A 12,919-nucleotide genomic window follows, 5' to 3' on the forward strand; every position below is an offset into this window, starting at 1 on the left:
TTGAAAGCGGTTTTCATCAACACATTTTGTCCTATAACTCTATTAATATTTCTATTTTCTCTGTAACCGTTTCTGCAGCACACCCTTTGGATCTTTGATTAAAAACATTACCAGCCAGATGATTAATCCTAAGACCACTACGGATATCCCCAGGAAAAAATCATTCAGCATGTCCACCGGTTCCGGTGTAAAATACGCTGCCTTTAATTCTATATACTCAACTACCGCATCTACCAGCCACATCAGTGTGGCGCCCCAGTACATAAGACTTAAGGTTCCTATTCGCATCTCGTTGGTGCCGTCCTTAAAATACCATACCAAAGTTACAATCACTGCCGCAATGGCTGCTGTAAGTAAAGTCATTATTGTATCTCCTTACCTGTTCCGATAACCGGACGTTTCTCGATGACATTGGATACTGCTACCATACCAGCCCACACAGCCGTAACAAGTACTGCCATGGCAACACCGGTTGTTGCCATCTCATGGAGCATTGCCATCGCATCCTCCGGATTTCCTGCTGCTGTTAAAAATGGGAACCATGGTGTCACTTCGCCATGCCAGATATGTTCAAATGCCAGCAATGCAGAACCGCCCCAAAGCATATGATTTAACCATTTTAATTTATGAGAAAATGGTGTCTTGCTGTTCTCACTTAAGGTAAGTTCCTTTTTATTTGCGCGTTCCTCTTTCCCCTTTACCACATGCTCTGCAATTGTGGTAACTGCAGCTTCCGTTGCCGGAACTAAAAAACATGCCATATTTATATCCTCCTTATAAAACTGATACTTTTATTATATGAGGGAATTTTCTCAAAGTCAATTGTATTCTGCGGTTTCTGCGGGTTTCTTTCTGCTGCACTTCCATTCCAGGATATATACAATCACCGTAAGAATTGCGGAAGTTATCAACAAAAAGTAGAAATTTATTCCACGGGACACACACATGGATGCCGTAAGAAAAGTTCCCGGAAATACCCCGGCGAAAATGCTCTTATACATCAGCTCCGTAATTCCCTGTGCCCCCGGCAATGGCAGCATATCCACGGCGATATAGACGGATGCCTGGAGCATCATGACCGTAAGCGCATCTGTGCCCTTTAAATGAAAGCCAAGATATACAAGATAAGTCAGGAAAAATACACTGCATCTTTGCAGCACCGTAAATAATGTGACCGCCACAATTTTTCCCTTATGTCCGGCAAAAAACTGCACCGTCTCCCGGTATTTTTCCGCAAAGCCGGAGAGTTTTTCAATTCGTTCCTCCGAGTGTTTCAGCAGGTGAAACCGTACGCAGAACCGCTCTGCTCCTGTCACAATATTGTGAAACAGCTTTGGCCCGAACATCACGATTAAAAGAAAAATCACCAGCACTGTATTTAACAGTAGTCCCAGATAAAAAAGCCACATATAGCTTCCCAGATAATTCTTTAGCGGATGATAGCCAAACAGCAGCATGAAAATTCCAATCACCACCAGCACAAATTTGTAAAGCACTGCTACCGTCATTAAGACCACAGTACTTTCCGATATCTTCAACCCATCCTTTTTCATATGATAGAGCTGCATCGGCTGTCCGCCTGTGGCGGACGGTGTGATTCCCGAATAGAAAAATCCAATAAAGGAATATTTGATGCACCTGCCTGCTGCAATGGGATTTCCCAGTGCCCGCAGAAGATAGCAGATCATCAGCCCTTCTGCCGATACGAAGAAAATCCCCAGACCCATGGCCCCAAAGAGATACCACGCATCCATTTTTCTTACTGCCTTTGCCACCTCTGTCATATCATTTCCCTTACAGATAGCAGAGAAGGTCAGTGCCGCCAGTAAGAGAAACAGCAGGACACTGATGAGATTCTTTTTATTCTTATGCAATTTCTGTCCGATACTGCTCCATACGGATGAGCTGCTTAAGTGCTCCTTCATAGATGACCTCTTTCTGCTCTAATTCATAAAAATCTTTTGGCGTTACCAGTGAAAAATGCTTCGAAAAAAGCTTTAATCCATTCTCCTCAAGCACCCGGGCAATAAAGGAGGAACAGGTATAGCGTTTCTCCCGGAAGAATTCCTTCTGCAATAAAATAAAAGGCAGTCCCGCGATGCAGTAATGATATTTGTAGCGGTTTTCATAGCATTTTTTCAACTGCTTTCTGATATTTTCCTTCTGCTCTTTTGTGCAGTCTATGGCAAATATCATATAACGCGCCGTCGGAAATGCCCGCATGATTTTTTCCTTTTCTTCCCGCTCGAAACCCGCCAGAAGCGGTATCGAAGGAAATCTTCTTCCCACGCTGTAGCACTCATCCAGCATCTCGTCCATGCCAAGCACCACATGTATGTAATCCTGCCGGATGGCTTTGCGGATCATCCACGCAAACAGCCCCGGAGTATCTACTAATCCGATGTATAATTTTTCCATTTTCTTATCCTCTTGTGCGATTCCTGCTGTTTCTTATATTGCTTTCATGCTGCCTTACGTTGCAATTTCCCATTGTCTCTGTCCTGCTTCTTACTGGAACTGGTACATCTTCCGTGCCAGACGATAGCCGGTCAGGGTTACAAAACCGCCTGCCACACCCCCCGGCAGATAAGTAAATCCGCTTAATCTCCGGTATTTTAAAATGCTATAAAGCTTTGGATGCAGTGCCTTTATATGCTCCCAGAGATTCTCCCGTTTCGCATAAGCTTCCTTATCTCCAATCAGCAGCAGGTGGATGGAAGAAATTGCCATCATGATAGAGATATTTCTTGTCATATAGGCTGCCAGCTTCGGATAAGTTTTTGACACCTCACCAAGGTTCACGCAGTCTGACACCAGTTTGGTTACCTTAATCTGCTGGTCAATCCGCTTCATTAAGACTTTTTCATTTACGGACTGGTCATCTCTTCCCAGAAAATAGTGATACAAATCCAGATTCAGATAGCAGATATTTTTTACATAAGGTAATGGTTTATATGCAAATATGTTGTCCACATAAAAGGTGTGCTTCGGCAATTGCAGCCTGCAATCCCGCAATATCTGGGTGCGGTAAAGCAACGCATGCATCACAAGGTACTGGGACGGCTTGAAATTACCCATGTCATTCCAGGTACAAATCTTCTTCTCCGGAAATACATTGGTATAGCGCATTGGCTTTGTCTTATTCTCATAAAGGTGGTCATAGACATAATTGCAGACTACCAGATCCACTTCTTTTTCCTGCCATTCCCATTCCCGAAGCTCTGAGAGAAGCTCCTTTAAGCTTTCCTCATCCAGCCAGTCATCGGAATCCACCACTTTAAAATAAGTTCCTGTGGCTGCCTCAAGTCCCGCATTTACGCCGGAACCATGTCCACCGTTTTCTTTATGTATGACTTTCACAATATCCGGATATTCCTTTGCATACTCGTCGGCAATCTCTCCGGTTCTGTCGGTAGAGCCGTCATCTACAATGATAATTTCCCCTTCCTCCTTGCATACCAAAAGGGAATCTATACAACGTTTCATATAATCCTGTGAATTGTAACAAGGTACTGTAAATGTGATTTTCTTCATTTTCCTAACCTCCTGTATCTCTGTTAACTAAAACGAATGAACTTTCCTTTTGTCTTCAATTTTCTTTTTATGTATTACTACATTAATACAATTACTCAATTAAAGCAATTTGTCAATTTACATTTCCTTAAGATTTGTTAAACAATAAATAACAAATTTTTAAATCCGGCTTTTAAAATCTTATGTTTGACAAATTTTAAGTTACCCCCTATAATGGGGATAATTAAGGCAGTTACAGGCTTTGATGGGAACAAGTAATAATAAAGGAAACCTACAGAGAGTCACCGGTTGCTGAGAGGTACAGGGGCAGCTTGTTATGAATACATCCCGGAGCTTCGCACCAAATATTCAACATTTGTCAAATCAGAAACACCGTTTACAAATGAATGGCTTATGCAAATTTGAATGAGTAGGCTGCGACGGATTAGCACACGTTATCGATGCGTAAGTTGCCAGATATCCTTAAGGCACTGCAGACGGCAGTCCTGTCGGTGACGGACACTTACTGAGGCAGGTTATGCGAATAATCTGTGAAAAAAGGTGGTAACACGAGACTTCGCCCTCGTCCTTTCATAGGACGGGGGCTTTTTTATGCGGGAAACAGGATAAAAATATTTCCCGGAATTTTAAAAAATACATTTTCAGAAAGGATTTTTATTATGACATTATATGATGAATTAGTTGCCCGTGGTCTGATTGCCCAGGTAACTGATGAAGCCGAGATTAGAGAGCTCATCAACAATGGAAAAGCTACTTTTTATATTGGATTTGACCCAACCGCAGACAGCCTTCATGTTGGACATTTCATGGCACTTTGCTTAATGAAACGTCTCCAGATGGCTGGCAACAAGCCAATCGCCCTGATTGGTGGCGGAACCGCCATGGTCGGAGACCCATCCGGACGTACTGACATGCGTCAGATGATGACACCAGAAACCATTCAGCACAACTGTGACTGCTTTAAGAAACAGATGAGCCGCTTTATTGATTTCTCCGATAACAAAGCTCTTATGGTAAATAACGCTGACTGGCTCATGGACTTAAATTACATTGAAGTATTGCGTGAAGTTGGTGCTAATTTTTCTGTAAACCGTATGCTGACCGCAGAATGCTACAAACAGCGTATGGAAAAGGGCTTAAGCTTCTTAGAGTTTAACTACATGATTATGCAGAGCTACGACTTCTATACCTTATACCAGAAATATGGCTGTAATATGCAGTTTGGTGGCGATGACCAGTGGAGCAACATGTTAGGCGGAACCGAGCTGATTCGTCGTAAACTTGGAAAAGATGCTTACGCGATGACCATCAACCTTCTTCTGAATTCCGAAGGTAAGAAAATGGGTAAAACACAGTCCGGTGCTGTATGGCTTGACCCGAATAAGACTTCTCCATTTGACTTCTATCAGTACTGGAGAAATGTTTCCGATGCAGATGTATTAAAATGTCTGCGTATGTTAACCTTCCTGCCATTAGAGCAGATTGACGAAATGGATAAATGGGAAGGCAGCCAGTTGAACCAGGCAAAAGAAATCTTAGCTTACGAACTGACCAATCTGGTTCATGGCGAAGAGGAAGCCAAAAAAGCACAGGAGAGTGCAAGAGCATTATTCTCCGGCGGCAATCATGCAGATATGCCTGCTGCTGAAATTACAGAGGCAGACCTTCGCGATGGCGTTATCGATATCATGGGACTTCTTGTTTCTGCCGGACTTTGTGCTTCCCGTTCCGAGGCACGTCGTGCCGTAGAGCAGGGTGGTGTTACCGTCAACGGCGAAAAAGTAACCGACATCAAGACCACATATGCTCCGGATGATATCAAAAATGCAGAAGAATTTGTTCTGAAACGTGGAAAGAAAAAATTCTGTAAAATTGTAATGAAATAATCTATAAAAATAAGCCAAAAGAGTTGTACCGATTTGTCCTGTTGGACATTCCGGTACAACTCTTTTTTGTCCTATAACCCGCTATTTCTTTCTGAATCTTATCGCTTTATAAATCCAAAGTCTTTCCATACTTTTCTAATACCTGTTTTGCCTGCTCTTCCGTTATCTGTAATTCTTCCTGCAGCAATGCCAAGATTTCGGCATCTGATTTTCCAAATTTACTACCGAGCTTTATGATTTCTACTTCTTTTCCCTCCTGCAAGCCTTCTTCTAAACCAGCTTTCTTACCTTCTTCCAGTCCGGCTTTTCTTCCTTCTGCTTCGCCTTGTTTTCGAATCCGCTCTTCTCTCTCAAAACTCTTCATATATGCAAGACCTACCTCTCCATCCCGCTTAACTGCCGTTACCATCCGATGTAACTTTTTCAAGTTTTCAGATGGAGCATTCTCTATGGATGAATGCTCCATGTAATGCAGTAGCTGTTTTAATTCCTCCGGCGGGTTTCCTTCCCTTCCCCTTGTATACAGGAATATCGTCTGTGCGCCATCCTCATATTCTAATTCCGGTACTTCGATACATCCATTTTTGATTGTATACACCATACGATTCAGTCCAAAGGGATCATAAGTTGTAATAAAGATTACGATGACATTCCGAAGACTCCCATAGGTATCCCCTGCTGTCAGATTTCCTGCGTCAATCTTCGCATGGTAAAAACGGACTCTTCGGGGCAGTGATACGATTTCTTCTTTTCCATCATTCTGGTCTGGTTCTATATCAAAGATTTCTCCGTTCTCTTCATCCAGATATACATCCAGCCGAATGCCGTGAGTCTCTGTATTCTCTCCACAGAAGAAGCACTGCGGCACTACTGTAAGCTTTCCTATCTGCCGGTGCAGAATGCATTCCAAAATGTACCTCGCCGACTGTTCCCCGTAAATTTTGTGGCTGGTCAGGCTGTTTACCAGAAAGTCATCCACCAGATTCAGTTCTTCTAAAGTTTTCATGTTTCCTCCTTTTCCCATAGTGCAAGGAAAAGCAGGATGATATACTTGGCTTTTCGTAAGAACGAATTTTCATATCGTTCAAACTTATTTGTCAGGTACTGTTATCATAATCTCATTTCCGATTCTGAAATTCCACCTATCCAATGCACTATGCGTTCATAAATTGTAATTAGAATTTAAAAGCATAGAATCCATTGAATTGATACCAGAAATTTAGATTGGCTTCCGCCACTCGAAAATCAGAATATATGCTTTGTGTTGATTGTAACAAATGCCCTTGAAGAAAACAAGTAAAATATTTATAAAACCGGTACCGAAGGCTTCTACCCCCGGAACCGGTCTTTCACTTTCTCCACATATTGAACGCACAGTTCTTTCCGTTCTTCCACAAAACTGCTGCAACGCTCCTTCTTCTCTTCGAAGTAAATTTTACAGTACTCCTTCTGCTCCCCTGCCATATAAAGGTAACATTCTTTCCGGTCCCGCATCTGCCGTGCCAGCTTTTCCATTCTTGCACGGACGGTTTCCATATGTACGGTCGTATAAACCACATCAACTACAAAGAGAATATATAGGAAAAGTACCACTCTGGTGAGCACCAGCTCCGGAATTGCTGCGGTAAGCTGCATGATTACCGGATGAACGAAGCGGAGCAGTATCACGTTTCCGATTCCAAATATGATGCAGCCATAAAGACAGATTCTCCCGTTCAGATTATATCTGTATCTGGTATAATCCCACCAACGTTTGTGGAACATACGCTCCATCGCATAAGAAGTAATATACTCTACTACGCCGGAGGTAAACATGGCTGCCACAAAGATTGCCGGCACATTTCCAATCCAGCCGATGAGCCAGTAATTAAGCACTGCTCCCGCTCCATAAATCGGAATCCACGGACCTCTTAAGTAGCCACGGTTGATAAATTTATGATATTTTATCTGGGAGCAAATGGTAGATTCATAAAGCCATCCTGCTGCACTGTAAATCACAAACCAAAGGAAATAAATTCTGCCGGCTACCAGAAAATGCAGGAACACATTTCCGCATGTGCCCATAAATTCTCTTACCTGTACTAACATACTTCCTCCCTGCATCTGCGCTGTAAGGTCTCTCTGGTAGAACATCTCTTGTCAATCCAGCAGACAATCCAGCTTTCCAAGTATTTCGGCGGCACCAGCGTCAGCGGAAACATATGCTTCTTGATAATGTCATGCTCTATCGGAGTTAATTCCACATCCATGCTGGCATTCCGCAGTGCTACACCCGGATGGAAAAATCCATGCAGATGATGCGGCGTCAGCTGGTTATGCCAGTCATATAAGAAATAATCGTGAAGCAATGCACCCCGGATCAGCTGCTCCATTTCTACCTGAAGCTGATGTTCTTTTGCAAAAAGGTAACTTTCATATGCCACCTGAACGCAATGCTCGTATACCGTGGTGGTTCCATGCTGAATATGCTCCCTGGACTGCAAAATTCTGGTTTCTGCCTCAACCTGCTTTAATATATTCATGAAATAAGTATCTTTACTATAAGCTTCCATTTTCTTTAACTTCCTTACCTCTCATCTTATTCCATCTTAATCAATATCATGTGTCACGTCAATGCCCGGATTCTTACGATTTCCTTAACCTGTAACCATGAGTGTTTTTTATGAATGCCTAAAAGCTATAAAAACACCTTTTCACAGCTTATCATTGCCCGCTTTGGCTGCTTGGAATGCATGGAAAGCGCAACTGTTGCCATCTGGTCTGAATCATTTTTTAATCAGATGGTTGCCTGCTCGTCTGAACCAGTTGGTGATACCTTTCTCTGGCTCACAACCTCTTCCGGCTTTTTATCCATGAAGCTTCTTACAATAGAAAGTGCATATACGCCAATGTCAAGCATTGCCCCGCCTGCAAGATTCATATTAAAAAAACTTCATCTATGGAATCATAGACCTTTGCAATGCTCTCATTTTTGCCATAATCTTATCATAAGAAAATGCATTTTAAAAGAGGCTGCCACAGCCGGATTTTGGTAAAAAATCTATCCGGTGCAACAACCTCTTTTTATGTCATATCTTTACTAAATTTACTTTATCAAATCGACGCAGTCCGGTTTTATCTGATACAATGCTTCTGTAAGACTGCCGTCTTCATTGCGGAAAACAACGGAAATCCGAAGTGTGGAAACATCTTCTTTTCCATCGTTTCCTGTCATGGTAATTGCACTAACGCTAAATTCTTCATCCTCTGCAATCCAGTTGGAAACTTCGCCGCTTCCGCCATTTGCAACATAATCTTCTTTTTCAATATACTGTGTTCCAAAATCCACCCAGCCATTTTCGTCCGGCATAGCAGTAAATACCGGGTAATCTTTTACGATTTCAAAATAATCCGATAAATTATCTGCTGTAATGCCATCCACGAAATCTCTGACCTGCTGATTCATATAGCCTGCTGCAGCTTCACTTTCTGTTCCGGTGATTATGCTAACTTCTGCTCTGCCGGCAGTTCCTTCCGTATCTGCTGCCTCAGCTCCTACCGCAGCTTCTTCAAGCTTCTTAAGGTACTCCTCCGCTGCCGCCGGGTCTGCCTTAGTGGTATCTAATGGCAGGGTGAAAAGTGCAATTGTGCCAGCATAGTCTTCCACTTTACGGTAAGAGCCACTTTCATTGTCCATTCGAAATGCAGCCGTTTCGCTCCCGAAGCTGTCCACAATTCCCAACTGTACGCCACGGTCTGCAAATATTTCCAAATCATCGCATTCTATCAACTCATAAAGAACGCCGTCTTTACAGAACCAGGTAAGTGTCTCATCCATGGTTGCTGCATTGGCATCCAAAAAAGACACACCATTGATTAACGGTGCCACAAAGAAATTGCGGTCTTCCATATCCGTTCCGTCACTTTTTGCAATTGCAACAGCTGCATAAGTATGTGATTTGCTGACATTTTCCTTTGTTTCCTGTGGTACACAAAGCTCTAATTTTTCTCCGGACACCAGTCCTAATAAGGTAATATCATAGCCATTACTCTGCTGTGTTTCATTAATGCTTACCGCATCCTCTCCGGCAAACGCCCGGCTTAATGCACCATTGTCCGCTACTTCATCCGCAATCTGTGACGGACTTAGGAAATGATACGCTGCATAGGCACTGCTGCCACCTAACAACAATATGGCGCAGGCACTTGCTGCGATTAATTTACGTGTTGGATGAAATTTTCTATTATGATTCATATTGACCTCCAAAGAAATATGTCCGGAGGCATGCAAAGAAGAAAAAGCCTGTTTATATCTTTCTTTATCTGTCATTTTCCCATTCCTCCTTTAATACATTTCTGAGCAGTCTGCGACCACGCGTCAACCTGACCTTCACGTTGCTTTCTGTCACATTCATAATCTTCGCGATTTCCCGGATGGTGTAATCCTCATAATAAAATAAATGTATGACGATTCGATACTTCTCTGGAAGCTTCATGACTTCTGTAAACAGTGTCTGGGCTTCTGGTGTCTCAAATGTCAGTGTCTCCATATATTCTTCTAACGGCACACCCTTCTGCCGCCAGAAAGAAAGATATATATTCTTTGCTTTATTGATTGCCACCCGAATGAGCCATGCTCTGATATGCTGCTCATTTTCAAATTGTCTGTTGGTTGTATGATATTGAAAAAAAGTATCCTGCACCACATCATCGGCATCTGCTGCATTTTTACAGACATTGAATGCCGCTGCAAATAAATGGTCTTTATACTTTTCCACTAATACCTCAGTTGCTATTCTCATGAGTGATCCCTCATATTTCTTTTCTGTTTAAAAGGCCTTTCACTATATATACAAGTGGGGATGGGAAAAGGTTACAAAAAAAGAGCTGACCGACCCAACCTCTGACTGTGCCACAGCTCTTTTTATTGTCCAAATCTTTTTATAAATTATAACATATTCCTTTGAAGAAGTTCTTCTATTTCACTCTTTTTTGGTATTGCACGGATAACACCTTTTCTGGTTGTCACTATAGCTGCCGCTGCATTTGCCAGCTTTAAAAGTTCCTCCAACTGCTTTTCTGTCAGATTATTAAAATCATGTTCCAGAAGATAATTCAGCACACTTCCCATAAACGTATCTCCTGCACCTGTTGTCTCGATTGTCTTTACAGAAAATCCACTACATTCCACACGCATTCCCTTATAATAAGCGCGGCTTCCTTCTTTTCCCATTGTTAAGAGAATGAGTGGTATCTGATATTTTTCCTGAAGGCATCTGATTCCCTCATCATAATCTTCTTTTCCAGTAACAAACTGAATCTCATTATCAGAGATTTTCAATATATCACATTGACTAAATCCATAATTCATCTGTTCTTTGGCTAATTCTAATGAACTCCACAAAGGTTCCCTTAAATTTGGATCAAATGAAATGAGTGCTCCACTCTCCTTTGCCGCTTTAACCGCTTTCTTTGTTGCAGCTCTTACACTATCCTGTGTCATAGATAACGTTCCAAAATGGAAAATTTTTGCCTGGGAAATAAATGTTGTATTAATTTCATCTTCTGTCAGCATCATATCAGCACCCGGATTACGATAAAAAGAGAACTCACGGTCACCATCCGGAAATGTATGTACAAATGCAAGTGTTGTATTTACAGTACTGTCTGTAAAAAGATTGGAGGTATCAATTCCAATATCATTTAACGTATTTCGAAGCAATTTTCCAAACTGGTCTTTTCCAACTTTGCCAATAAATGCTGTTTTCTTTCCCATTTCATTTAACATTGCCAGAACATTACATGGCGCTCCACCAGGGCATGCTTCAAACAAATCATTCCCCTGTTCACTCTGTCCATTCATCGTAAAATCAATTAATAATTCTCCCAATGCAATAACATCAAAGCTCTTTTTCATATTACGATTCCTCCTATATTTCTTCCTTTTTTTATAGAAATGAAACCAGTTCTTTTCCGAACTGGTTTATCATTTCCTTTTCTTCTATATCATCATACCATGAAATGAAATTCATTTTTTCACGGTTCAATTCCATACACTTCTACATTTTCCAGCACAACACTTCCTTCTACTGCCTGAAAATATATTTTATTTTGTTCATTTCCCGCAAATACATTCATAGAATGATTATTTTGATAATTATCAGTAAATAATTCTAAGGAACTTTGATCAGATAAAATATGAACATCTAATACATCTTTTTCTTTTAAAAAGAGTATACTGTGTGATATCCCTTTACTCCATCCATCTGCCTTATTACGATTTACCTTTAATTCTCCATTCTTCAAATCAAATATACAAACTGTTTGATTTATTTCATCGCATCTTAATTTTACAAGTAATTGCTGTGCATTGCTCGCTCGTAAATTTATATTAAATTTCAGCTCAAATGCTATTCCATCATCTGATTTTAACTCTTGTTGCGAATCACAAATCACCAACTTGTCCTGAACATATTTACCAGTTTTTTTTCTATATTTTTTTAACTCCCGTATCGGAACAAAACTCAATCTTCCACTTTTGGTCATATTAACTTCGCGCGGAAAATTAAAGAATCCGCACCAGTCTTCCCTGTAAGTCGGTCCCCAGTCTTTAAAAAACGGCATCCATTCCCATTCATTTGCCCATGCAACCATAATTCTTCTTCCATCAGGTGCCTGAAATGATTGTGGTGCATAATAATCAAAGCCCCAATCAATTTCTCCTGAAACATCAAAATCAAACCTGCCGGTATCATAATCAAACGAACCGGTTAAATACACACAAGTCCTCTCTCCTGCACCAATAGGTGAAAAAGTTAAAACATACCGGTTTCCTATACGAAAGAAATCAGGACATTCCCACATGGTTCCCCATTCTCCCCTGCTTTCTGCTAATACATTTATAAATGTCCAATGTATCAAATCTTCTGAGCGATACAATAACGCCTGTCCTTTTTGATTTCTTGAAGCTCCGCATACCATATAATAGCTGTCTTCGTGTTTCCATACCTTGGGATCCCGGAAGGAATCTGGCGAAATCCCTTCCGGTGCTGTTAAAACTGGATTTTTTTCATATTTTTCAAAATGAATACCATCTTCACTATAAGCAACACACTGTGTTTGGACAAATCCATTTCCATGATTCGTTGCTGCTGTGTATATTAAATATAGCTTTCCGTCAAATTCAATTGCACTTCCGGAAAAACATCCACCCTTCAAATGATCTTCATAAGGTTCACTTGGTGCTAATGCAACCGGAAGATACTCCCAATGAATCAAATCATCACTGACAGCATGTCCCCAGTGCATATTTTCCCAAAAACTCTGATATGGATTATACTGATAGAAAAAATGATACTTTCCTTTGAAATATATCAATCCATTAGGATCATTAATCCATCCCGTTTCTGCCATAAAGTGGTATTTCTGCCTCATTTTTCCCTGTGAAACTTTTTCTTTATTCTGATTAATTACTATTTGTGCCCGTTCAATTTCCTGAAGCATTTTTTCCTTTGACATCA

The 12,919-nt window shown here is 41.1% G+C and carries 14 protein-coding genes; 1 reads left to right on the forward strand and 13 read right to left on the reverse strand.

Annotated features, from left to right (window positions below):
* Positions 1 to 51 precede the first annotated feature (51 nt).
* The 5 genes from DWX65_RS13915 to DWX65_RS13935 form a co-directional block, all read right to left on the reverse strand.
* Positions 52 to 363, reverse strand: a complete 312-nt coding sequence (locus DWX65_RS13915; RefSeq protein ID WP_022242543.1) for a hypothetical protein — start codon at positions 361 to 363, stop codon at positions 52 to 54.
* On the reverse strand, positions 363 to 761 hold the full coding sequence (locus tag DWX65_RS13920; RefSeq protein WP_118173666.1) for a hypothetical protein: 399 nt from the start codon (positions 759 to 761) through the stop codon (positions 363 to 365). Before DWX65_RS13920 ends, DWX65_RS13915 begins: the two co-directional genes overlap by 1 nt.
* A gap of 57 nt (positions 762 to 818) precedes the next feature.
* Positions 819 to 1,925, reverse strand: a complete 1,107-nt coding sequence (locus DWX65_RS13925; protein WP_118173667.1) for a lysylphosphatidylglycerol synthase transmembrane domain-containing protein — start codon at positions 1,923 to 1,925, stop codon at positions 819 to 821.
* Positions 1,867 to 2,418, reverse strand: a complete 552-nt coding sequence (locus tag DWX65_RS13930) for a hypothetical protein (RefSeq protein ID WP_118173668.1) — start codon at positions 2,416 to 2,418, stop codon at positions 1,867 to 1,869. Before DWX65_RS13930 ends, DWX65_RS13925 begins: the two co-directional genes overlap by 59 nt.
* A 90-nt stretch (positions 2,419 to 2,508) precedes the next feature.
* A complete protein-coding gene (locus DWX65_RS13935; protein WP_022242539.1) occupies positions 2,509 to 3,534 on the reverse strand; it encodes a glycosyltransferase family 2 protein in 1,026 nt (341 codons plus the stop codon).
* A 659-nt stretch (positions 3,535 to 4,193) separates the two neighbouring features.
* Here DWX65_RS13935 and tyrS point away from each other — a divergent pair.
* Positions 4,194 to 5,420, forward strand: coding sequence for a tyrosine--tRNA ligase (gene tyrS / locus DWX65_RS13940; RefSeq protein ID WP_118173669.1), 1,227 nt, complete (start codon positions 4,194 to 4,196; stop codon positions 5,418 to 5,420).
* A gap of 106 nt (positions 5,421 to 5,526) precedes the next feature.
* On the opposite strand, the gene DWX65_RS13945 is transcribed toward tyrS, so the two are convergent.
* The 8 genes from DWX65_RS13945 to DWX65_RS13980 form a co-directional block, all read right to left on the reverse strand.
* The gene (locus DWX65_RS13945) at positions 5,527 to 6,426 is read right to left on the reverse strand and encodes an Rpn family recombination-promoting nuclease/putative transposase (RefSeq protein ID WP_118173670.1); all 900 of its coding nucleotides are present in this window, start codon (positions 6,424 to 6,426) and stop codon (positions 5,527 to 5,529) included.
* Between the two features lie 323 nt (positions 6,427 to 6,749).
* On the reverse strand, positions 6,750 to 7,508 hold the full coding sequence (locus tag DWX65_RS13950) for a putative ABC transporter permease (RefSeq protein WP_158564749.1): 759 nt from the start codon (positions 7,506 to 7,508) through the stop codon (positions 6,750 to 6,752).
* Complete coding sequence (locus tag DWX65_RS13955) at positions 7,502 to 7,972, reverse strand: phosphohydrolase (protein WP_117947259.1); 471 nt, start codon at positions 7,970 to 7,972, stop codon at positions 7,502 to 7,504. Before DWX65_RS13955 ends, DWX65_RS13950 begins: the two co-directional genes overlap by 7 nt.
* Before the next feature lie 224 nt (positions 7,973 to 8,196).
* Entirely contained in the window at positions 8,197 to 8,340 is a 144-nt protein-coding gene (locus DWX65_RS15640) for a Gfo/Idh/MocA family protein (protein WP_330414831.1), read from the reverse strand.
* A 165-nt stretch (positions 8,341 to 8,505) separates the two neighbouring features.
* Positions 8,506 to 9,729 (reverse strand): hypothetical protein, encoded by a 1,224-nt coding sequence (locus DWX65_RS13965; RefSeq protein ID WP_118173672.1) that lies wholly within the window; start codon positions 9,727 to 9,729, stop codon positions 8,506 to 8,508.
* The gene (locus tag DWX65_RS13970; protein ID WP_118173673.1) at positions 9,719 to 10,201 is read right to left on the reverse strand and encodes an RNA polymerase sigma factor; all 483 of its coding nucleotides are present in this window, start codon (positions 10,199 to 10,201) and stop codon (positions 9,719 to 9,721) included. The genes DWX65_RS13965 and DWX65_RS13970 overlap by 11 nt, the downstream gene beginning before the upstream one ends.
* A gap of 146 nt (positions 10,202 to 10,347) precedes the next feature.
* Entirely contained in the window at positions 10,348 to 11,316 is a 969-nt protein-coding gene (locus DWX65_RS13975; protein WP_118173674.1) for a PfkB family carbohydrate kinase, read from the reverse strand.
* A 119-nt stretch (positions 11,317 to 11,435) separates the two neighbouring features.
* Positions 11,436 to 12,917: a glycoside hydrolase family 32 protein gene (locus DWX65_RS13980; RefSeq protein WP_118173675.1), complete on the reverse strand. Its 1,482-nt coding sequence runs from the start codon at positions 12,915 to 12,917 to the stop codon at positions 11,436 to 11,438.
* Between the last annotated feature and the right edge of the window lie 2 nt (positions 12,918 to 12,919).

The sequence above is a fragment of the Roseburia sp. AF20-18LB genome (assembly GCF_003461185.1).
GTDB classification, from domain to species: Bacteria; Bacillota; Clostridia; order Lachnospirales; family Lachnospiraceae; genus Roseburia_C; species Roseburia_C amylophila.